We start from the raw sequence: 21,047 nt of genomic DNA, 5'->3' as shown, positions 1-21,047 counted from the left end.
ACAACACCCTTACGCGGCCAGCTTCGAGATGTCGGCCACGCGGTTCATCATGCCGTGCAGGGACGACAGCAAGGCCAGGCGGTTGTTGCGGAGCAGCTGGTCTTCGGCCATCACCATCACGTCGTTGAAGAAGGCGTCGACGTCGTCGCGCAACTGGGCCAGCGTCTTGAGGGTGCCGGCGAAGTCGCCGCCCGCAAAAGCGGCATCCACCTGCGGACGCACGCGTTCGATTGCAGCGGCCAGCTTGCGCTCGGCCTCTTCCTGCAGCAGGTCTTGCGAGACGCTGCCGATGGCGGCGTCGGTCTTTTTCAGGATGTTGGTGATGCGCTTGTTGGCGGCGGCCAGCGAGGCGGATTCCGGCAGGGCGGCAAAGGCCTGCACCGCTTCCAGGCGCCCCACCACGTCGTCGACGCGGTCCGGGTTCTGGGCCAGCACGGCTTCCACTTCGTTCGGGGTGAAGCCGCGCTCGCGCAGCATGCCGCGCAGACGGTCCAGCATGAAGGCGCCGACTTCCTCGCGCGGGTCCTTGAACGCGGCCTGGCCTGCGAAGACGTTTGTCGCGTCGGCCAGCAGCTCGGAAATCGCCAGCGGCAGGCGCTTCTCGACCAGCATGCGCATCACGCCCAGCGCGTGGCGGCGCAGCGCGAACGGATCTTTCTCTCCGGTAGGCTGCAGGCCGATGGCCCAGATGCCGACCAGGGTTTCCAGCTTGTCGGCCAGCGCAACCACGACGCCCGTGTTCGTCGACGGCAGCTTGTCGCCGGCGAAGCGCGGTTGATAATGCTCCGAGGCCGCCAGCGCGACTTCATCCGCCTCGCCGTCGTGGCGCGCGTAATAGGTGCCCATGATGCCTTGCAGCTCGGGGAACTCGCCGACCATGTCGGTCAGCAGGTCGGCCTTGGCCAGGCGCGCGCCGCGTTCGGCCAGCGCCACGTCGTAGCCGAGGCGCTTGGCGATCGCGCTCGCAAGTTTCGTCACGCGCTCGGTACGCTCGGCCTGGGTGCCCAGTTTGTTGTGATAGACGACGTTGGCCAGCTGCGGCAGGCGCGATTCCAGGGTCTTCTTCTTGTCCTGCTCGAAGAAGAACTTGGCGTCCGACAGGCGCGGGCGCACGACGCGCTCGTTGCCGCCGACGATGTGCTGCGGGTCGTCGGTGGCGATGTTCGAGACGATCAGGAAGCGCGAACGCAGCTTGCCTTCGGCGTCCGTCAGCGCGAAGTATTTCTGGTTCGTCTGCATCGTCAGGATCAGGCATTCCTGCGGCACGGAGAGGAAGGTTTCCTCGAACCGGCATTCGTACACGACCGGCCATTCGACCAGGGCCGCGACTTCGTCCAGCAGGGACTCCGGCATCAAGACCTGGTCGCTGCCCGCTTTTTCCAGCAGCTGCTTGCGGATGCTTTCCTTGCGCGCCTCGGCGCCCGCCAGCACCTTGCCTTCGTTCTCGAGGATGGCGGCGTACTGGTCGGCGTGGGTGATCGCGATCGCCTGGCCGTGCGACAGGAAGCGGTGGCCCATGGTCTGGCGGCCGGCATCGAGGCCGAGCAGGGTCAATGGCAGCACCTGTTCGCCGAACAGGGCCAGCAGCAGGTGCACCGGACGCACGAACTGCACGGTGGCGCCGTCGGGACGCTGGTAGCTCATGACTTTCGGGATCGGCAGCTTGGCCACCGTATCGGCCAGCACGTCCTGCAGGCCGCCGGCCAGGGCGCTGCCCGGTGCGGTATAGGTGTAGAAGAAGCTTTCCGCTTTGCCGTCCTGGGCGCGTTCGAGGTCGGCGATGCGCAGTTCCGGGAAGCCGAGCGCGGCCAGCTTTTTGCTAAGCGGCGCGCTCGGGTTGCCGTCCTTGTCCAGCGCCACCGAGACCGGCAGCACTTTTTCGCGGATCGATTTATCCGGCGAAGTCGCGCGCACCTTGGTAATCGAGACGGCCAGGCGGCGCGGCGTGGCGTAAGGGGTGACGACGCTGTCGGCTTCCAGGAAGTCGCGCGCCTTCAGGCCGTTGGCGATGCCGGCGGCAAAGGCGGCGCCCAGTTTGACGAGCGCTTTCGGTGGCAGTTCTTCGGTCTGCAGTTCGACGAGGAGTGTTTGATTCATGGGTTCTGTTCTTGTCTGTTCCTAAGCGCTTATGCGGCTTGTTGGGCGGCGCCTGGCGCCATTGGGAAGCCGAGCTTCTCGCGCGAGTCGTAATAGGCCTGGGCCACCAGGCGCGAGAGCGTGCGCACGCGGCCGATGTAGGCGGCGCGTTCGGTCACCGAGATGGCGCCGCGCGCATCGAGCATGTTGAAGCTGTGCGAAGCCTTCATGATCTGCTCGTAGGCCGGCAGGGTCAGCTCGAGTTCGATCAGGCGCTTGGCTTCCGATTCGTGATTCGCGAAAGCCTGGAACAGCAAATCGGTGTTCGCGTGTTCGAAGTTATAGGTCGACTGCTCGACTTCGTTCTGGTGGAAGACGTCGCCGTAGGACAGGCTCTTCTTCACACCATTCTCTTCCCACTCGGTCCAGACCAGGTCGTAGACGTTTTCCACGCCCTGCAGATACATCGCGAGGCGTTCGATGCCGTAGGTGATCTCGCCCAGCACCGGCTTGCAATCGAGGCCGCCGACTTGCTGGAAATAGGTGAACTGGGTCACTTCCATGCCGTTCAGCCAGACTTCCCAGCCCAGGCCCCAGGCGCCCAGGGTCGGGCTTTCCCAGTCGTCCTCGACGAAGCGGACGTCGTTCTTTTTGAGGTCCAGGCCCAGCGCCTCGAGCGAGCCGAGATACAGATCCAGGATGTTTTCCGGGGCCGGCTTCAGGACCACCTGGTACTGGTAATAGTGCTGCAGACGGTTCGGGTTCTCGCCGTAGCGGCCATCTTTCGGACGGCGCGAAGGCTGCACATAGGCGGCGCGCCATGGCTCAGGTCCAATCGCGCGCAAGAAGGTGCCAGTGTGGAAGGTGCCGGCGCCCACTTCCATGTCGTAAGGCTGGAGCAGGGCGCAACCTTGCTTGTCCCAGTAGGTTTGCAAGGTCAGAATAATTTGTTGGAATGTGAGCATCTTGGAGTGGCGCGCCAGGCGCGAACGCGGATAGTTTGCTAAATGACCAATTCTAGCGGGTTTTGACCGGCCTCTGGGGACCGGATTCACCTCAACTATTCAGCATTGGTCTTTTTCTTACGGTAATTGCGCCCGGAAAACCATGCGCCCAGCAAGGCGAGGGCGCCCAGCAGCAGGAAGGCGTAGTTGCCGAAGCGGATAAAGGGCGTCATGCCGGTCGTGCCTCGCACGGTCGCGCTCAAGGTCCCTTCGGTGTAGAAGGGCAGCACGTGCTTCACCTGGCCGCGCCCGTCGATGACGGCGGTGGCGCCATCGTTGGTCGAGCGCAGCATCGGGCGGCCGGTTTCCAGGGTACGCATGCGCGAAATCTGCAGATGCTGCGGAATCGCATAGGACTGGCCGTACCAGGACAGGTTCGACATGTTCAGCAGCAGCGTCGCCGGGCGCGGCGCATTCCGAAGCTGATAGGCGATCTCTTCGCCGAACACGTCCTCATAACAGATGTTCGGCAGGATCATCTGGTCCTTGACGGGGAAGGGCGCCTGCATGACCTTGCCGCGCGTGGCGTCGTTCAGTGGAATGTTCAGCATGTCGGTGAACCAGCGGAAGCCCGGCGGAATGAATTCGCCGAAGGGCACCAGGTGCGCCTTGTCGTAGCGGTAGGATGCCGGTTGCGGCATCAGCGCGATCACGCTGTTGGCATATTGGCGCGGACCGTCGAGCAGGGGAATGCCGACGGCAAGTGTGCTGCCGCTGCTGGTGGCGAAGCGCTGCAGGCTCGCCAGGTAATCCGGCGGCAATTGCTGCGGGAAGCTCGGGATCGCCGTTTCCGGCGTGGCGATCAGGTCGGCAGGCGCGGCCGCGATCATCGCGCGGTACTTGTCGAGGATGCTCGACAGGAAGGCATAGTCGAACTTGTGGTCCTGCGGAACATTCCCTTGCAACAGGCGTACGGTAATCGGCGAACCGGTTTCCTCAGTCCACTCGACGTAGCGCAGCGTGAAGCCGGCCATCAGCACGGCGCCCAACAGGCCGATCGCCCATGGCCGCCTACGCTGGGTCAGCATCACGAGGCAGCCGGCGCATAGCGCGACCAGCACGCCGATGCCGTACACGCCGATCAGCGGAGCATAGCCCGCCAGCGGCGCATCGACGTGGGCATAACCCGAGACCGACCAGGGGAAGCCCGTGAACACCCAGCCGCGCATCCATTCGGACACGCCCCAGGTCACCGGCAATACCAGCAGGACGAACGTAATCAGCGGCAGCGACCAGCGCCGGCGCAGCCAGGTGGCGACGCCCGCGGCCAGGGCGCCGAACAGGCCCATGTAAAGGCCGAGCAGGACGATGCCGATGGCGCCGAGTATCGCCGGCAAGTGGGCGAAGCGGGTCATCAGGATGTACAGCCAGTGCATGGCGCCGACCGACCAGCCGAAGCCGAAGGCCCAGCCGAGCAGGGTGGCGCGTTTCACCGACTGGCCGAGCCCGACCCGGTAGAAGAAATACGCCAGCAGCAGGAACTGCAGCGGCCACCAGCCGAATGGGGCAAAGGAAAAGAGGGAGGCGCCGCCGGCCAGGGCCGCCAGCACCAGTTCACGCAGGGAAGGACGCGCGCCCCGCACGGTGGCCACGGGCGCGCTGGCGGGACGGCGGCGCAGCATCAATCGTCGTCGTCGCGGGCGTGCTGCGAGGACGGCAGCTTTTCGACCAGCAGGACGTGGATCTGGCGCGCATCGGCGCGCAGCACCTCGAAACGCAGGTTACGCAAGGTGAATTCCTCGCCCTTGTGCGGCATGCGGCCCAGGTGGCCGGCAACAAAGCCGCCGATGGTGTCGGCTTCGTCTTCCGGCAGGTCGACGCCGATTTCTTCGTTGAACTGGTCGATCTCGGTCAGGGCTTTCACGCGCCAGCGCGGGCCGAGCTGGCCTTCCTTGACCGACAACACGTTGTCTTCTTCCTCGTCGAAGTCGTATTCGTCCTCAATGTCGCCGACGATCTGTTCCAGCACGTCTTCGATCGTGATCAGGCCGGCCACGCCGCTGTACTCGTCGACGACGATGGCCATGTGGTTGTGGTTGGCGCGGAAATCGCGCAGCAGCACGTTCAGGCGTTTCGATTCAGGAATGAAAATCGCCGGACGCAGCATGGCGCGCACGTCGAACGATTCTTCAGCGTAATACCGCAATAAATCCTTGGCCAGCAGAATGCCGACCACCTTGTCGCGCTCGCCTTCGATGGCGGGGAAGCGCGAGTGCTGGGTTTCCAGCACGATCGGCAGCCATTCCTCGATCGGATCGGTGATGTCGATCACGTCCATCTGGGAACGGGGCACCATGATGTCGCGCGCGGAGAGGTCGGAGACCTGGAACACACCCTCGATCATCGACAGGGCGTCGGCGTCGATCAGGTTGCGCTCGTGTGCTTCGTGCAGCACTTCGAGCAGCTCGGTGCGGTTTTCTGGCTCAGGGGAGATGAGTGCGGTCAGTCGTTCGAAGAGCGACCGGTGGGGTTTGGCGTCCGATCGGACGTCACTGGGATACTCGGGCATAGTTGGCGTGAAGCCGTTGTTGCGATGGACGTAGCATACACCAAAAGCGGACCCGCCAGAGCGCGGTAGCCCTTTCGGCAGGGAGCTCAGCGCGTCGGCCACGCTTGCTTTATGATTGATTAATTGGCCAAAAAGCAAAGGAATCGACCATGCCTGCCCTCACCATCAACGGCACCGCTACCACCCTCGACGTTCCCGACGACATGCCCCTGCTGTGGGTGCTGCGCGACGTGGCCGGCCTGACCGGCACCAAGTTCGGCTGCGGCCAGGCCCTGTGCGGCGCCTGCACCGTCCACCTCGACGGCCAGCCGATCCGCTCCTGCGTGACCCCTGTCTCGGCCGCCGCGGGCAAGAAGATCGTCACCATCGAGGCCATCGGCCAGGACCCGGTCGGCGCCAAGGTGCAGGAAGCCTGGCGCCAGATCGACGTGGTGCAGTGCGGCTATTGCCAGTCGGGCCAGATCATGTCGGCCACGGCCCTGCTGCAGGCAACGCCGAAACCAAGCGACGCCGACATCGACAACGCCATGTCCGGCAACATCTGCCGCTGCGGCACCTATGGACGTATTCGCCAGGCGATCAAGATCGCCGCGGCCAAATAAGGAGCGCGTGCATGAGCCAAATCAAGGAAACCCGCGTCCCGAACTCGCGCCGCCGTTTCATGCAACTCGGGGCGACCGCCGGCGGCGGCCTGCTGTTCGGTTTCTCGCTGTTCGGTTGCCAGAAGGACGACAGCCGCAAGGAGCCGCCTTCGGAAAAGGCGGTCGGCCAGGCCTCGACCGAGCATTCCGACACCCCGCCCGGCCTCGCGCGCGACGCCTTCATCCGCATCGACCGCGCCGGCATCGTCACCCTGATCATCCACAAGGTCGAAATGGGACAGGGCACCTTCACCTCGATGCCGATGCTGCTGGCCGAGGAGCTTGGCGCCGACCTGTCGAAAGTCAAGCTGGAGCAGGCACCGGCGAACAACGAACTGTATGCCGATCCGCTGCTGGGCGGCCAGGTGACGGGCGGCTCGACCTCGGTGCGCGGCGCCTGGAAGCCGCTGCGCGAAGCAGGGGCCATGGTGCGCAGCGTGCTGGTTTCCGCTGCGGCCAAGAACTGGAACGTCGACACGAGCGAGCTGCAGGTCGTAGCCGGCAGCGTGCGCCACCAGGCCTCCAACCGTTCGGCCCACTTCGGCGAGCTGGTCGATGCGGCTTCTAAAATGGAGCTGCCGAAGAACGTCAAGCTGAAGGCGCCGGAAGATTTTGTGCTGATCGGCAAATCGATGAAGCGCCTCGATTCGGCCGCCAAGACCAATGGCGAAGCCCTGTTCGGCATCGATGCGCGCCTGCCCAACATGGGCATCGCGGCCGTGGCCGCGTCGCCGGTGACGGGCGGCAAGCTCGCCGGCGTGGACGAAGCCAAGGCGATGGCGGTCAAGGGCGTGCGCCAGGTGCTGCGCCTGGAAGGCGCCGTGGCCGTGGTGGCCGACCACTTCTGGGCGGCGAAGCAGGGCCTGGCGGCCGCAAGCCCGCGCTGGGACGATGGCGCCAACGGCAAGGTGTCCCTTAGCGGTATCGTCGGCGACATGATGAAAGTGTCGGAAGGCGGCGGCGCGGTCGCCAAGAACGCCGGCGACGCCATCAAGGCGCTCGGCCAGGAGGGCGGCCGCAAGCTCGAGGCCGTCTATGAAATGCCTTTCCTGGCCCACGCGACCATGGAACCGATGAATTGCACGGTGGATTTACGCGCCGACGGTTGCGACCTCTGGGTCGGCACGCAGGTGCCGGCGCTGGCGCAGGGCGCGGCGGCCAAGGTGGCCGGCATACCGGTCGAGAAGGTCAGGGTCCACAACTATTATCTGGGCGGCGGCTTCGGCCGGCGCCTGGAAGTCGATTATGTGATCCAGGCGGTGGCGTTCGCAAAGCTGACCAAGGGTCCCGTGAAATTCATTTGGACCCGCGAAGAAGATATTCAGCACGACATGTTCCGTCCGTATTACGTGGACCGCCTGGCCGCGCGCCTGGACGACAAGGGCCGCATCGCCGCCTGGTTCCACCGGGTGACGGGCTCGTCCATCATGGCGCGCTTCGCGCCGCCGGCCGTGAAAAACGGGGTCGATCCGGACGCGGTCGAAGGCGCGGCCGACTTGCAGTACACGATCCCCGACATGCGCGTGGAATACGTGCGCCACGAACCGCCGGGCGTGCCGACCGCATTCTGGCGCGGCGTCGGTCCGACCCACAATGTCTTCGTGGTGGAAAGTTTCATCGACGAGCTGGCGCAGGCGGCGAAGCAGGACCCGGTGGCCTTTCGCCGCGCCATGCTCGACAAATCGCCGCGCACCCTGGGCGTGCTGAACCTGGCGGCGCAGAAGGCCGGCTGGGGCAAACCGCTGGCGCCGATCGCCGGGCGCAAGGTCGGGCGCGGCATCTCGACCCAGTTTGCCTTCGGCAGCTACATGGCGCAGGTGGCGGAAGTCTCGGTCGGCCCGGACGGCGACGTGCGCGTGCACCGCGTCGTGTGCGCGGTCGACTGCGGCCAGGCGGTGAATCCCGATACGATCATTGCCCAGATGGAGGGCGGGATTGTCTTCGGCGCCACGGCGGCGCTGTGGAACGAGATCACGCTCGACAAGGGCCGCGTGCAGCAAACCAATTTCGGCGACTACCGCATGATGCGCATCAACGAGGCGCCGAAAGTCGAAGTGCACATCGTGAGCAGCCACGACGAGCCGGGCGGCATCGGCGAGCCGGGCACGGCGGGGATTGCGCCGGCGCTGGCGAATGCCGTGTTCGCGGCGACCGGCAAGCGGATTCGCAAGCTGCCGATCGGGGATCAATTGAAGGCATAAAAAAACGCCGGCGCGGATGTGGTCCGCGCCGGCGTTTATTATTTGTGGCGGATTTTATTCGCCCGCGTACGGATCCGGATATCCGAGCACTTCCATGATGTCGCGCTCGAACTGTTCCATCTCTTCCGCTTCCTCGTCGTGCTCGTGGTCGTAACCCTGGGCATGCAGCACGCCGTGCACGATCAGGTGCGCCGCGTGCTCCTCGACCGTCTTCTTCTGTTCGTCCGCCTCGCGCTGCAGCACGTCCGTGCACAGGATGATGTCGGCCTGGGTCGGCTCGTCGTCCGCCAGTTCCTCGCCTTCGTTGTAGGCAAACGTAAGAACGTTAGTGGCGTAATCCTTGCCGCGGTAATCGCGGTTCAGCGTCTGCCCCTCGGCGCTGTCGACGAAACGGATCGTCAGTTCGGCCGGGCCCAGCAGGGTGGCGCGCACCCAGCGCTCCACCAGTTCGGGCGTGATGGTGGCTTCGAGGCGGGCGTCCGGGTATTGGACGTCGAGGTCAAGCGGATGATTTTTTTCTTGCATTGCGAACAGTGGTTGGTTTTGGTAAAGCGCCCATTTCCTGGACGGCTGTGGCCTTTTCATAAGCATCGACGATACGGCCCACCAGCGGATGGCGCACCACGTCGGCACTCGAGAATTGCGAGAAGGCGATCCCGCGCACGTCCTTCAGCACATGCATGGCGTCGACCAGGCCGCTGCGCTGGGTTTTATGCAGATCAACCTGGGTGACGTCGCCCGTCACCACGGCCTTGCTGCCGAAACCGATACGCGTCAGGAACATCTTCATCTGCTCAACCGTCGTGTTCTGCGCCTCGTCGAGGATGACGAAGGCGTGGTTCAGCGTGCGGCCGCGCATGTAGGCAAGCGGGGCGATCTCGATCACCTGCTTCTCGAACAGCTTTTGCGTGCGGTCAAAGCCGAGCAGGTCGTACAGCGCGTCGTACAGCGGACGCAGGTAAGGATCGACCTTCTGGCTCATGTCGCCCGGCAGGAAACCCAGGCGTTCGCCCGCCTCGACGGCCGGACGGGTCAGGATGATGCGTTTTACGGCGTCGCGTTCGAGCGCATCGACCGCGCAAGCCACCGCCAGGTAGGTTTTACCGGTACCGGCCGGGCCGATGCCGAAGCTGATGTCGTGCTCGAGCACGGCCTTCAGATACTGGATCTGGTGCGGGGTACGGCCGCGCAGGTCGCTGCGGCGCGTTTTCAGCGTCGGGCTGACGAGTTCGGACTCGTCGACGCCTGCCGCGGCCTCGCCGGCCTCCTTGTCCTGTGCCGGCTCGTCGGCGCCCTCGATTTTCGGCTTCAGGCCGGCGCGTTGCTCGACCAGGGCCAGCTGCACTTCCTCGATCGGGACGACCTTGTTGGCGACGGCATAGAAACGCTCGAGCAGCTCGACGGCGCGCTCGGCATTGGCGCCGCTGACGATGAATTTCTCGCCGCGGCGGAAGATGGTCACGTCGAGCGCCGCGCCGATCTGGCGCAGGTTCTCGTCGAGCGGACCGCACAGGTGGGCGAGCCGCGTGTTATCGAGCGGCTCGGGGATGAAGTAGGACGGCTGGGTTGCTTGTGTTTTCAACTGGCTTTGGCAATCGTATCGAGATTGGCGACGAGCTCGCCGCGCAATGAGTAATCCAGGCTCTCGGTGACGCGCACATCGACCAGCTGGCCGATCAGCGCGGCGCCCAGGGCGCCCGGCGCGAAAATGACCACACGGTTGCTCTCGGTGCGGCCTTGCAGTTCCGACGGATCTTTCTTCGACGGTCCCTCGACGAGCACACGCTGGACCGTGCCGACCATGGCCGCGCTGTACTTGCGCGTGTTGGCATCGATCAGGGCTTGCAGGCGCTGCAGGCGCGCCAGCTTGACCTCGTGCGGGGTATCGTCTTCCAGGTTCGCGGCCGGCGTACCGGGGCGCTTGCTGAAAATAAAGCTAAAACTGTTATCGAAGCCGACATCTTCCACCAGCTTCATCATGGCCTCGAAATCGGCGTCGCTCTCGCCGGGGAAGCCGACGATGAAATCCGAGGAGATCGCGATGTCCGGACGCACGGCGCGGATACGGCGAATGATCGATTTGTACTCCAGGCCCGTATAGCCGCGCTTCATGGCGCCGAGGATCTTGTCGGAGCCGTGCTGCACCGGCAGGTACAGGTGATTCACCAGCTGCGGGATCTTCGCGTAGGCATCGATCAGGCGCTGGGTAAACTCTTTCGGGTGGCTGGTGACGAAGCGCAGGCGCTCGATGCCGGGAATCGCGGCAATGTATTCGAGCAGCAAGGCAAAGTCGGCCACGTCACCATTTTCCATCGTGCCGCGGAAGGCATTCACGTTCTGGCCCAGCAGCATGATTTCCTTCACGCCCTGGGCGGCCAGTCCAGCCACTTCCGTCAGCACGTCCTCGAAGCGGCGCGAGACTTCTTCGCCACGGGTATAGGGCACGACGCAGTAGCTGCAATACTTGCTGCAGCCTTCCATGATCGACACATAGGCCACCGGGCCTTCGATCTTGGCCGGAGGCAGGTGATCGAACTTCTCGATTTCCGGGAAGCTGATGTCGACCTGGGCCGATCCCGTGCTGCGCCGTTCGCGGATCATCTGCGGCAGGCGGTGCAGGGTTTGCGGCCCGAACACCATATCCACATGCGGTGCGCGCTTGACGATCGCTTCGCCTTCCTGCGAGGCCACGCATCCGCCTACACCGATGATGAGGTCGGGACGCTCGCGTTTCAAGGCGCGCAGGCGGCCCAGGTCGGAAAATACTTTTTCCTGAGCCTTTTCTCGTACAGAACAAGTATTAAAGAGGATGACGTCGGCATCGTCGGGCGTGTCGGTGCGTACGAGCCCGTCGGACGCGCCGAGGACGTCTGCCATTTTGTCCGAGTCGTACTCGTTCATCTGGCAACCAAAGGTCTTGATAAATACTTTTTTCTGCATAAATGCTTGGTGGGAAAAGAAGGGCGGGGCTGTGACAAGGCGACAAGGGAGTTTACCGTAATTCGCTCTTGCTGACCAAAAAAGGACATGCAAACGGGCGAGATTCAATGCGCCTGGGAATCGATTGTTGCATCCCTCGAAACGATTGCCAATCTATTCAGATTGTTAAATTGCACTCAGGAATTAAATCGCTGGAACTAAGGTAGAGTCAGCGTTTGCTCAATATGTTTCCTGTTGTAAATCAAAGGCTTCCCTATGAATTCTTTTACATAAATTACTAAAAAAAATCTCTTGCGTGCGCCACAAATTATCCCCATGTGTTGAAATGCTTATGTGACAAGCTTTCCACACGATAGCTTGATTTCCAACAATGACTCATGTGCTCAGGACGGACACGAAGGGTTCGTAAGGGTCTGATAATTTGTTTGAAAGACAAGTGCGTTCGGGGAGTGTTAAGCAGGACGGATGTACGTCCGCATTGTTTTTAAGCTAGGACTCAGACTCGTTCTGTTTAATGGCCCAGGAGCGTGTCCGGGAACTTAGGTTGACGAAAGGTAGTCATTCAAAGTTCGTAACGGAACTATTTCATTCACTTTACGAGGTAAACATCATGGCACACCATGCTTTGTCATCGCAGGAAAGCTATAACCCGAACCACCTGCTGGACATCTTGCTGGGCAAGATGCAGCTGAAGAATGACGCGGCCCTGTCGCGCATGCTCGAGGTGGCCCCACCGGTCATCAGCAAGATCCGCCACCACCGCCTGCCGGTCGGCGCTTCGTTGCTGATCCGCATGCACGAAGTAACCGGCATGAGCATTCGCGACCTGCGCGATTTGATGGGCGATCGCCGCACCAAATATCGTCTGTCCGACGCGCAAGGCCGTCCAAAGCCAGAAGAGAAGGCAGCGCAAGCCGCCGCCGCGCAACAGCAGCAGCAACAGCAGCAAGCGCAGACCAACGAGGCAACGCCCTCGACCACTGGTAACTATGCGCACTAATGCCGGCGGCATGGCAGTTGTTGCCATGCCCTCGGTAAAGCCAGGCAGCGGCCCGGCGTCCTGAGCGACGCTGCCCGCTGCCTTTTCTTTTTTCGCGTCCTGCCGGCGCCTGCCTGCCGGATGCGTTGCCGTTTCATTCTCTTCCCTTCCTGACGCCCCGGACCTGGTCCGCGCCGCCGGCACCGCCCGTACCGCATCCCTTTTCTGCGCCGTCCCAAGCATCGGCACGCCGATTATTGTATTCTCGCCATGCTCCGCCGGACCTGCCCGTGCATGCCGGTGTCTATCCTCATCAGATCAAGGACTTTCATGAAACTGTACTTCAGCCCTGGCGCCTGCTCGCTGTCTCCCCACATCGTCCTGCTCGAGACCGGCCTCGATTTCACGTCCGAGCGCGTCGACCTGCGCGAAAAGAAGACGGCCAGCGGTGACGACTACCGCGCCATCAATCCGAAAGGCTACGTGCCGGCGCTGGCGCTGGACGACGGCAGCCTGCTGACCGAAGGCCCGGCCATCGTCCAGTACCTAGCCGACCGCGTTCCAGGCGCGAACCTGCTGCCGCCCGTGGGCGACGCCGCACGCTATCGCGTCATTTCCTGGCTCAACTATATTTCGACGGAAATCCACAAGAACTTCAGCCCCCTGTTCAATCCGGCTGCCAGCGAGGACATGAAAGCCCATGCGCGCAAGATGCTGGCGCTGCGCCTGGAAGCCGTCGCGGCGCAACTGGGCAAGCAGGAATTCCTGGAAGCGCGCTTCAGCGTGGCCGACGCCTACCTGTTCACGGTGCTCGGCTGGGCCGACCGCGTGGGCGTGAGCCTGGCCAACTGGCCGCAGCTGGCCGATTACCGTGCCCGCGTCGCCGCCCGTCCTGCCGTGCAGCAGGCGCTGCGCGCGGAAGGCCTGATCAAGTAACAGAAAGTAAGCATAAGCCGCCCACCGTCCGGTGGGCGCTACCATGGCCCCATGACGAGTCAACGCTACATCGCCCTGATCCGCGGGATCAACGTCGGCCGCGCCAAGCGCGTGGCCATGGCCGACCTGCGCAAGCTGATCGCCGATCTAGGCTACCGCGACGTGCGCAGCCTTCTCAATAGCGGGAACCTCGTGTTCGCCGCCGACGGGGTGGCGCCAGGCACGGCTGCCGCCGCGATCGAAGAACAGCTGGTACTGAAACTGGGCGTGGCGGCCCGCGTCCTCGTGCTCAGCCGCGAAGAGCTGGCCACCGTGCTGGCCGAGAATACCCTGGTGGAACAGTCGAGCGACCACGCGCGCCTGCTGGTCTTCATCCTGGGGGACGCCGCCCTGCGCGACGCGCTCGCGCCGCTGTGCGAGCAGGCATGGGGCGAGGAAGCGCTGGCGCTTGGCCAGCGCGCGGCCTATGTCTGGTGTCCGGACGGCGTACTCAGCAGCGCGGCGGCGACCGCGCTTGGCAAGCAGCTGGGCGACACCACGACTTCGCGCAACTGGAATACCTTGTGCAAACTGTACGCGCTGTGCAACGAGCCCGCAGTCGCACCACCAGGCACCTGAGAACGCAAGGCCCTGCCATTACTTGAACTTTTCGCTGCTGTCCCGCCGCGCCCGGTAACCGAGCAGGATCAGGCCGACCAGCATCATGGCGAAGACCTCGGGTTCCGGCAATTCGGAGATCCCCGAAGGCAGGGAAAACGCCGACCAGGGACCGCTCTGTACCGTCGCGCCGGACTGGACGGTGCCCGCCGGTACCGGTACCAGGTCGATGACCTTGGCGTGTGCAATCCCGCTCAACCCGAAGGCGAGCGCTGCTGCGAGTGCGATTCTGTTCACGATGATTCCTTCCTTGCCGAGCGGATCCAGGAAAGCAGAGGGCATCGCAGGCGACACCGGTGCGACCCAGAATAGCAAAACGCTGTCGCCAGCTGACGTTCGATACGGGTTGAAAACAGCTCTGCGGCAAGTAAGCGCTGCGGGGGCGCGATGCCAAAGCGGCATGTGAAAGAAATGCGACACCCGGGCAAACCAGCAATGACAAACCGTCACGTTTTTCATCCCGGTTTGTTGCCGCCTTGCTCATTGTTGTGCACCTGTCTACGTGTTTTTTGCCAACCCTGCAACGAATAGCGTTATCAGGATTTCCAGCTATGACATCGATCAAGAAATTTTAAGCCTGGCGTATACATCTGCGATTTTTTTACGGGTATAGTCTCTTTATCCCATTGCCCCAGAGCATCAAATTGATGTCGAACCCATATGTTCGACACGCCACCGGCCTTCAAGAGCCGCCGCCGCTCCGATCGAGCTTCTCGGAAACGCAACCGCTGTTTGCACTGTCGCATACGCGCACCCATACATTTGTAGAGTACCGATAATGCCCAACTTTGCCCGACTTCAGATTGCCTTCAAGAACGTTTATGTACGCATCGCCGCCGCTGTCCTGCTCGGCGCGGTGACTGGTATCGCGATCTATACGGCCGACGCGCCGCAGGATCCGAGCCCGGTCGTGCATTCGCAAGACATCTCTGAAATCACCCGCCTGGCCGGGCAGAAAGACAAGCTCGATTACCTGATGGTGGCCAAGCCGCTGTCGGAATCGCCGCGCTACGTCTTCAAGTTCAAGAACGCGCCGGAACTGCACGTTGTCAAGGTGCCGAGCACCTCGCACCTGAGCCTGGAGCGCGAAGTGCTGCTCAAGAACGCGATTCCATATTCGATCGCCAAGGACGAGTACCTGGCTTCGCACAAGGCCGTGCTCGACGAGGGCGGTTCGATGGGCGCCGCTGCCGGCGACTTCCTCAAGCGTCACGCATTCGAGATCGTGCTGCTGCTGTTGATCGTGTACTGCCTGAAGTTCGGCATCCCGGGCATGGGTGCCAGCGCGACCATGATCACCCCGGACAAGCTCAAGGGCAGCATGGACGACCTGATCGGCATGGAAGACATCAAGCAGGAAGTGCTGCACCTGGAAGACATGATCCGCAACCGCGACGAATACGCCTCGCACAACATCGACAAGCCCTTCAACGTGATGCTGACCGGTCCTGCCGGTACCGGTAAAACCAAGCTGGTCGGCTACCTGGCCAAGCGCCTGAACATGCCGCTGATCTCGGCTTCGGGCTCGGCCCTGGAATCGGGTTACGTCGGCGGCGGCTCGAAGGCCTTGAACGCCCTGTACCGCAAGGCTTGCGCCAAAGGTAAATGCATCATCTTCCTGGATGAGGCGCAGAGCCTGTTCATGCCGCGCGGCCGCAGCGAAAAGAAATGGGAAGACGATACCGCCAACACCCTGCTGGGCCTGCTGGACGGCGTGAAAAGCGACAAGGGCCAGGGCGTGATCTGGGTCGTCGCCTCGAACTTCGACGATGCCTCGACCGAGATGGACGAAGCGATGCTGCGCCGCTTCTCGGTCAAGATCAACTTCCGCCTGCCGAACAAGACCGAGCGCCGCGAACTGCTGCGCAGCTTCCTGGCACGTAAGAAGGAAGGCCTGGTCGACTACGACGACCTCGACCTGGACCAGGTGGCCGAGATCACCCAGAACCTGAGCCCGGCGCTGCTGGAAACCGTGGTCGAACGCGCCTCGATGCTGTCGATCCAGGAAAAGACGATCATCAATACCGACCTGCTGTTCCGTGCCTACGAGCGTGCCACGATCGGCCTGACCGACCGCGCCACCACCGCCGAGAAGCACAAGCAGCGCGAACGCATCGCCCTGCACGAACTGGGCCACTTCTTCATGCAGATCGATCCGCACCTGCGCGCCGGCCTGTCTTTGGCCGAAGTGAAGGAAAAGTCGCACCTGCTGAAGATCTCGACCGAAGCCGTGTCGAAGATCGGCGCCCTCGGTTATGTGCTGCAGTCGGGCGACGACATGTCGCTGCGCACGCTGGAAGAACTTGAGCGCGACGTGGTCGGCCTGTACGGCGGCATGGCGGCCGAAGAGCTGTTCTACGGCGCCCGCGGCATCTCGGTCGGCGCCCAGAACGACATCGAGAAGGTCACCAAGATGCTCAACCTGATGGTGAACCGCCTGTCGATGTACTCGCGTTCGAAGATCGACTACAGCCAGCTGCAGAACGACGCTAGCGGCGAGCACACGCTGCGCCAGATGGAAGAGAAGGCCGATGAACTCTACAGCTACACGCTGGGCGCGATGCGCGACTACCGCGCGATGATCGAGTCGCTGAAGGACACGCTGCTCGACCAGTACGTGCTGTCGAAGGATGCCGTGTTCGCGCTGCTGGAAGAGCGCAAGGAGCTGCTGCACTTCGCACCGAAACATGCGAACCTGAAGCTGTGCTCGGAGACCGGCGAGATGGTCGCCGCCTGATCCGGCATCGCTGAATAAAAAGCCCGCTGTGCGTTACACGCCAGCGGGCTTTTTTTCGTCGACCGATACGTACGACATGGTGGGCACGGAGCGCCCACCCTACGGTAGGGTGGGCGCCCCGTGCCCACCAAAACACGCGCTCCCTCAGTGCGCGTGCTCCTTCTTCTCCAGCGTCTCCATCACATAACGCGACATGCTTCCCGCCAGCTCGTGCTCGCCGAGGAAGACCTTGCCGCCGGTCTCCTTGCGCAGCAGCTCCGCCTCTTCCTCGTTATGCGTGCGCACCACGCAGCGGATCGTCGGATTGAGCATCTTCGCCGTCTCGACCATCGTGCGCACGTGGAAGGTGTCGGGCGTGGCGATCACCAGCACCGACGCGCGCGCGATGTGGGCCTGGATCAGCACCGCCGGTTCGGCCGCGTTGCCGACCACCGCGGGCTGGTCGCGCCGGCGCAGCGCTTCGACCAGTTCGCGGTTCTGCTCGGCGACGACGAAATGCACGCCCTGCGCCGTCAGCTCGTCGGCGATGCGCCGCCCTACGCGGCCGAAGCCGACCAGCACCACCTGGCCCGTCAGGCGCTCGTGCGGCACCGACATCGGCAGTTCGGCCAGCGGATCGGGCGAGGCCTCCATGTTGCGCACGGCCTGCGAATTGGCGCGCAGCCAGCGCTGCAGCGGCTCGATCGCCGTGAACAGCAGCGGGTTGACCGCGATCGAGATGATGGCGCCGGCCAGGATCAGGCTTTGGCCCTCCTGCGGCATCAGGCCCAGCGAAATGCCGAGCGCCGCCAGGATGAAGGAGAACTCGCCGATCTGGGCCAGACTGGCCGAGACCGTGATCGCGGTATTCAACGGATAGCGCAGGGCCAGCACCAGCAGCATGGCCGCGATCGACTTGCCGAAGATGATCACGAGGACCACCGCCAGCACCTTCAGCGGGCTTTCGACCAGCACCATCGGATCGAACAGCATGCCCACCGAGACGAAGAACAGTACCGAGAACGCGTCGCGCAGCGGCAGCGACTCTTCGGCCGCGCGGTGGCTCAGGTCCGACTCGCGCAGCACCATGCCGGCGAAGAAGGCACCCAGTGCGAACGAGACGCCGAACAGTTCCGACGAGCCGTATGCGATGCCGACCGCCGCCGCGATGACGGACAGCGTAAACAATTCGCGCGACGCGGTCTTGGCGACGCGCCACAGGAACCAGGGGAAGAGCTTGCGTCCGACGATCAGCATGAAGGCGACAAAGGCGCCGACCTGCAGCAGCGTCTTGCCGAGGGCGTAGAGCAGGGACGTATCGCCGTCGCCGCCCTTGCCGCCGAGCGGGCCGGCGAGGGCCGGCAGCAGCACCAGCACCAGCACGGTGACCAGGTCTTCGACCACCAGCCAGCCGACCGCGATGCGGCCGTTCATCGAATCGAGCACGCCGCGCGCCTCCAGTGCGCGCAGCAGCACCACGGTGCTGGCCACCGACAGCGCCAGGCCGAACACCAGGCCTGCACCCAGGCTCCAACCCCACAGGTATGCCATGCCGATGCCCATGAGGGTCGCCACCGCGATCTGCAGGATGGCGCCGGGCAGGGCGATTCTCCGCACGTCGAGCAGGTCGCGCAAGGAGAAATGCAGGCCGACTCCGAACATCAGCAGCATCACACCGATTTCAGCCAATTGGGAAGCCAGCGACACGTCGGCAACGAAACCCGGCGTGGCGGGACCGATGACGATGCCGGCCGCCAGATAGCCGACCAGGGCCGGCAGTTTCAGGCGCACGGCGATCATGCCGAACAGGAGGCCGAAGCCCAGGGCGGCGGCGATGGTGGTGATCAGACTGAGTTCATGATGCATGCAGTACAGCTCCTTATCAAGGTGGAATCATATGAGTATAAGCGACGTAGGCAACATGATCGAAAAATAGAGGAGGGCCTCGACGGCGGCGCCGGTCCGGCGCCGTTTTGGCTGGCTATAATCGATTCAATAAAAGCCACAGGCTACGAACACAAACAGGAGACAGCATGAACAAGGCATACGTCACGGGCGTGGGCATGATCCCCTTCGCCAAGCCGGGCGCGAGCGCCCCCTACCACCTGATGGCCGCCGAGGCTGCGCGCGCCGCGCTGCAGGATGCCGGCGTCGACTACGCCGACATCGAACAGGCCTACGTCGGCTATGTCTACGGCGACTCGACCTGCGGCCAGAAGGCCTTGTATGGCGTCGGCATGAGCGGCATCCCCATCGTCAACGTCAACAACAACTGCTCGACCGGCTCGACGGCCCTGTTCCTGGCGCGCCAGGCAATCGCCAGCGGCGCGGCCGACTGCGTGCTGGTGCTCGGCTTCGAGCAGATGAGTCCCGGCGCCCTTGGCTCCGTCTTCACCGACCGTCCGACGCCCTTCGACGACTTCGACGCCGTCACCGACCGCTTGGTCGGCAAACCCGAGATTCCGCTGGCGCTGCGCTACTTCGGCGGCGCGGGCCTGGCCCACATGGAAAAATACGGCACGCCGCTGGAAGCCTTTGCGCAGATCCGCGCCAAGGCCAGCCGCCACGCCGTCAACAATCCGCTGGCGCTATTTAAAAAGGAAGTCACGGCGCAGGACGTGCTGGATGCGCCGATGATCTGGCCAGGCGTGATGACGCGCCTGATGGCCTGCCCGCCGACCTGCGGCGCCGCCGCCGCGGTGCTGGTGTCGGAAGAGTTTGCACGCAAGCGCGGCCTGCGCAGCGACGTCTTCATCGCTGCCCAGGCCATGACGACCGACCGCGCCAGCACCTTCGAGGGGAACGACATGATGCGCCTGGTCGGCTACGAGATGAGCCGCGAAGCCGCGCATAAAGTCTACGAGCAGGCTGGCATCGGCCCCGCGGACCTCGACGTCGTCGAACTGCACGACTGCTTCGCCCACAACGAACTGATTACCTATGAGGCGCTCGGCCTGTGCCCGGAAGGCGGCGCGGACAAATTCATCCGCGACGGCGACAACACCTATGGCGGCAAGGTCGTCACCAATCCGTCGGGCGGCCTGCTGTCGAAAGGACACCCGCTCGGCGCCACGGGCCTGGCCCAGTGCTTCGAGCTGACCCACCAGCTGCGCGGCAGCGCCGGCGCGCGCCAGGTAGAGAATGCGCGCACCGCCCTGCAGCACAACCTGGGCCTGGGCGGCGCCTGCGTCGTCACCATGTACCAGGCAGCATAAGGAGAGGCGCATGGACTTGATGACGCCATCCTGGATGAACCCGGAACTGGAAGGTTTTCGCGACGCCGTACGCCGTTTCGTCGCCAGCGAGATCGTCCCGCACGGCGAACGCTGGCGCCAGCAGCAGCACGTCGATCGCGAGCTGTGGAACAAGGCCGGCGAGATGGGCCTGCTGGCCGCCGACATCCCCGAGGAATACGGCGGCTCGGGCGGCAACTTCGCGCACATGGCCATCGTGTTCGAGGAGCTCGGCTACGCCGGCGACATGGCCTTCGGTCTGCACGTGCACGCCATCGTCGCCCACTACCTGCTGAACCAGGGTACCGAGGAACAGAAACGGCACTACCTGCCGAAACTGGCCAGCGGCGAGATGATCGCGGCGATCGCGATGTCGGAACCGGGCGCCGGCTCGGACCTGAAGGGCATCCGCACGACGGCCGTCAAAGGCAGCGACGGTTACCGCCTGGATGGCTCGAAAACGTTTATATCGAACGGCTACATGGCCGACCTGATCCTGGTGGTCGCGAAGACCGACCCGGCGGGCGGCGCCAAGGGCATCTCGCTGATGCTGCTCGAAACGAAGGACAATCCGGGCTTTCGCGTCGGCCGCATCCTGGAAAAGGTCGGGCAGAAGGGCCAGGACACCTGCGAGCTGTTCTTCGACGGCGCCCACGTGGCTTCGAATGGCGTGCTCGGTGGCGAAGAGGGCAGGGGTTTTGTCCAGCTGATGACGGAGCTGCCGTATGAGCGCACTATCATCGGCGTGGCCGGCGTGGCCGCAATCGAACGCGCGCTGAAGCTGACGGTCGAACATGCGAAGGAACGCATGGCCTTCGGCCAGGCCCTGATCGAGATGCAGAACACGCGCTTCGTGCTGGCCGAGATCAAGACCGAAGCGACGGTCGCGCGCATCTTCATCGACCGTTGCGTGGAAGACATGCTGGCCGGGCGCATGGACACGGTGCGCGCCTCGATGGCGAAGTACTGGATCTCGGACCTGCAGTGCAAGGTGGTCGACCAGTGCGTGCAGCTCTTCGGCGGCTATGGCTACATGCTCGAATATCCGATCGCCCAGATGTACGTCGACGCCCGCGTGCAGCGCATCTACGGCGGCGCCAACGAGATCATGAAAGAGATCATCGCCCGTTCCTTGTGATGTTTTGACTGGACCTG

17 protein-coding genes are annotated in these 21,047 nt (G+C 63.5%); 8 read left to right on the top strand and 9 right to left on the bottom strand.

Annotated features, from left to right (window positions below):
- Nucleotides 1–9: 9 nt before the first annotated feature.
- The 4 genes from glyS to ACFPQ5_RS18315 form a co-directional block, all read right to left on the bottom strand.
- Nucleotides 10–2,097 carry a glycine--tRNA ligase subunit beta gene (gene glyS / locus ACFPQ5_RS18330; protein ID WP_379758978.1) on the bottom strand — a complete coding sequence of 696 codons (2,088 nt, stop codon included), beginning with the start codon at nt 2,095–2,097 and terminating at the stop codon, nt 10–12.
- A gap of 29 nt (nt 2,098–2,126) precedes the next feature.
- Nucleotides 2,127–3,041 (bottom strand): glycine--tRNA ligase subunit alpha, encoded by a 915-nt coding sequence (gene glyQ, locus ACFPQ5_RS18325; RefSeq protein ID WP_379758976.1) that lies wholly within the window; start codon nt 3,039–3,041, stop codon nt 2,127–2,129.
- Between the two features lie 95 nt (nt 3,042–3,136).
- Nucleotides 3,137–4,702: an apolipoprotein N-acyltransferase gene (gene lnt / locus ACFPQ5_RS18320; RefSeq protein WP_379758972.1), complete on the bottom strand. Its 1,566-nt coding sequence runs from the start codon at nt 4,700–4,702 to the stop codon at nt 3,137–3,139.
- Nucleotides 4,702–5,589: an HlyC/CorC family transporter gene (locus ACFPQ5_RS18315; RefSeq protein ID WP_379758969.1), complete on the bottom strand. Its 888-nt coding sequence runs from the start codon at nt 5,587–5,589 to the stop codon at nt 4,702–4,704. Before ACFPQ5_RS18315 ends, lnt begins: the two co-directional genes overlap by 1 nt.
- Nucleotides 5,590–5,738: 149 nt before the next feature.
- Here ACFPQ5_RS18315 and ACFPQ5_RS18310 point away from each other — a divergent pair, with 149 nt between their 5' ends.
- Both ACFPQ5_RS18310 and ACFPQ5_RS18305 read left to right on the top strand, forming a co-directional pair.
- A complete protein-coding gene (locus ACFPQ5_RS18310; protein WP_379758966.1) occupies nt 5,739–6,191 on the top strand; it encodes a (2Fe-2S)-binding protein in 453 nt (150 codons plus the stop codon).
- 11 nt (nt 6,192–6,202) lie between these two features.
- A complete protein-coding gene (locus ACFPQ5_RS18305) occupies nt 6,203–8,431 on the top strand; it encodes a xanthine dehydrogenase family protein molybdopterin-binding subunit (RefSeq protein WP_379758963.1) in 2,229 nt (742 codons plus the stop codon).
- A gap of 54 nt (nt 8,432–8,485) precedes the next feature.
- Here the strand turns inward: ACFPQ5_RS18305 and ybeY are convergent, their stop codons facing one another.
- Genes ybeY through miaB form a run of 3 tightly spaced genes read right to left on the bottom strand, consistent with a single transcriptional unit; the run spans nt 8,486 to nt 11,371 of the window.
- Nucleotides 8,486–8,956 carry an rRNA maturation RNase YbeY gene (gene ybeY / locus ACFPQ5_RS18300; RefSeq protein ID WP_379758960.1) on the bottom strand — a complete coding sequence of 157 codons (471 nt, stop codon included), beginning with the start codon at nt 8,954–8,956 and terminating at the stop codon, nt 8,486–8,488.
- Nucleotides 8,931–10,013 carry a PhoH family protein gene (locus tag ACFPQ5_RS18295; RefSeq protein ID WP_379758957.1) on the bottom strand — a complete coding sequence of 361 codons (1,083 nt, stop codon included), beginning with the start codon at nt 10,011–10,013 and terminating at the stop codon, nt 8,931–8,933. The genes ybeY and ACFPQ5_RS18295 overlap by 26 nt, the downstream gene beginning before the upstream one ends.
- On the bottom strand, nt 10,010–11,371 hold the full coding sequence (gene miaB / locus ACFPQ5_RS18290; protein WP_136221267.1) for a tRNA (N6-isopentenyl adenosine(37)-C2)-methylthiotransferase MiaB: 1,362 nt from the start codon (nt 11,369–11,371) through the stop codon (nt 10,010–10,012). The genes ACFPQ5_RS18295 and miaB overlap by 4 nt, the downstream gene beginning before the upstream one ends.
- A gap of 610 nt (nt 11,372–11,981) precedes the next feature.
- Between miaB and ACFPQ5_RS18285 the strand changes: the two genes are divergently transcribed.
- From ACFPQ5_RS18285 to ACFPQ5_RS18275, 3 genes are all read left to right on the top strand, one after another.
- Complete coding sequence (locus ACFPQ5_RS18285; protein WP_379758953.1) at nt 11,982–12,371, top strand: hypothetical protein; 390 nt, start codon at nt 11,982–11,984, stop codon at nt 12,369–12,371.
- 309 nt (nt 12,372–12,680) lie between these two features.
- Nucleotides 12,681–13,286 (top strand): glutathione transferase GstA, encoded by a 606-nt coding sequence (gene gstA, locus ACFPQ5_RS18280; protein ID WP_379758950.1) that lies wholly within the window; start codon nt 12,681–12,683, stop codon nt 13,284–13,286.
- A gap of 51 nt (nt 13,287–13,337) precedes the next feature.
- The gene (locus ACFPQ5_RS18275; protein ID WP_379758947.1) at nt 13,338–13,904 is read left to right on the top strand and encodes a DUF1697 domain-containing protein; all 567 of its coding nucleotides are present in this window, start codon (nt 13,338–13,340) and stop codon (nt 13,902–13,904) included.
- Between the two features lie 18 nt (nt 13,905–13,922).
- On the opposite strand, the gene ACFPQ5_RS18270 is transcribed toward ACFPQ5_RS18275, so the two are convergent.
- Nucleotides 13,923–14,180: a hypothetical protein gene (locus tag ACFPQ5_RS18270; RefSeq protein WP_379758944.1), complete on the bottom strand. Its 258-nt coding sequence runs from the start codon at nt 14,178–14,180 to the stop codon at nt 13,923–13,925.
- A gap of 541 nt (nt 14,181–14,721) precedes the next feature.
- On the opposite strand from ACFPQ5_RS18270, the gene ACFPQ5_RS18265 reads away from it, so the two are divergent.
- A complete protein-coding gene (locus ACFPQ5_RS18265; protein WP_379758941.1) occupies nt 14,722–16,680 on the top strand; it encodes an AAA family ATPase in 1,959 nt (652 codons plus the stop codon).
- A gap of 144 nt (nt 16,681–16,824) precedes the next feature.
- Here ACFPQ5_RS18265 and ACFPQ5_RS18260 read toward each other — a convergent pair whose 3' ends face one another.
- Complete coding sequence (locus tag ACFPQ5_RS18260; RefSeq protein ID WP_379758938.1) at nt 16,825–18,525, bottom strand: cation:proton antiporter domain-containing protein; 1,701 nt, start codon at nt 18,523–18,525, stop codon at nt 16,825–16,827.
- 167 nt (nt 18,526–18,692) lie between these two features.
- Between ACFPQ5_RS18260 and ACFPQ5_RS18255 the strand changes: the two genes are divergently transcribed.
- The gene (locus ACFPQ5_RS18255; RefSeq protein ID WP_379758935.1) at nt 18,693–19,874 is read left to right on the top strand and encodes a lipid-transfer protein; all 1,182 of its coding nucleotides are present in this window, start codon (nt 18,693–18,695) and stop codon (nt 19,872–19,874) included.
- A 10-nt stretch (nt 19,875–19,884) separates the two neighbouring features.
- Nucleotides 19,885–21,030: an acyl-CoA dehydrogenase family protein gene (locus tag ACFPQ5_RS18250; protein ID WP_379758932.1), complete on the top strand. Its 1,146-nt coding sequence runs from the start codon at nt 19,885–19,887 to the stop codon at nt 21,028–21,030.
- Nucleotides 21,031–21,047: the final 17 nt, after the last annotated feature.

This window comes from Massilia suwonensis (assembly GCF_042655665.1).
GTDB classification, from domain to species: Bacteria; Pseudomonadota; Gammaproteobacteria; order Burkholderiales; family Burkholderiaceae_D; genus Telluria; species Telluria suwonensis.
Note: the sequence above shows the minus strand (reverse complement) of the source record. Positions and strands in the feature narration are given on the sequence as shown.

Coding starts and splice junctions, on each gene's coding strand:
- miaB (WP_136221267.1), bottom strand. CDS start 11,371: ATGCAGAAAAAAGTATTTATCAAGACCTTTGGTTGCCAGATGAACGAG.
- ACFPQ5_RS18250 (WP_379758932.1), top strand. CDS start 19,885: ATGGACTTGATGACGCCATCCTGGATGAACCCGGAACTGGAAGGTTTT.
- ACFPQ5_RS18265 (WP_379758941.1), top strand. CDS start 14,722: ATGCCCAACTTTGCCCGACTTCAGATTGCCTTCAAGAACGTTTATGTA.
- ACFPQ5_RS18275 (WP_379758947.1), top strand. CDS start 13,338: ATGACGAGTCAACGCTACATCGCCCTGATCCGCGGGATCAACGTCGGC.
- ACFPQ5_RS18310 (WP_379758966.1), top strand. CDS start 5,739: ATGCCTGCCCTCACCATCAACGGCACCGCTACCACCCTCGACGTTCCC.
- ACFPQ5_RS18260 (WP_379758938.1), bottom strand. CDS start 18,525: ATGCATCATGAACTCAGTCTGATCACCACCATCGCCGCCGCCCTGGGC.
- ACFPQ5_RS18285 (WP_379758953.1), top strand. CDS start 11,982: ATGGCACACCATGCTTTGTCATCGCAGGAAAGCTATAACCCGAACCAC.
- ACFPQ5_RS18305 (WP_379758963.1), top strand. CDS start 6,203: ATGAGCCAAATCAAGGAAACCCGCGTCCCGAACTCGCGCCGCCGTTTC.
- glyQ (WP_379758976.1), bottom strand. CDS start 3,041: ATGCTCACATTCCAACAAATTATTCTGACCTTGCAAACCTACTGGGAC.
- ybeY (WP_379758960.1), bottom strand. CDS start 8,956: ATGCAAGAAAAAAATCATCCGCTTGACCTCGACGTCCAATACCCGGAC.
- glyS (WP_379758978.1), bottom strand. CDS start 2,097: ATGAATCAAACACTCCTCGTCGAACTGCAGACCGAAGAACTGCCACCG.
- gstA (WP_379758950.1), top strand. CDS start 12,681: ATGAAACTGTACTTCAGCCCTGGCGCCTGCTCGCTGTCTCCCCACATC.
- lnt (WP_379758972.1), bottom strand. CDS start 4,702: ATGCTGCGCCGCCGTCCCGCCAGCGCGCCCGTGGCCACCGTGCGGGGC.
- ACFPQ5_RS18315 (WP_379758969.1), bottom strand. CDS start 5,589: ATGCCCGAGTATCCCAGTGACGTCCGATCGGACGCCAAACCCCACCGG.
- ACFPQ5_RS18255 (WP_379758935.1), top strand. CDS start 18,693: ATGAACAAGGCATACGTCACGGGCGTGGGCATGATCCCCTTCGCCAAG.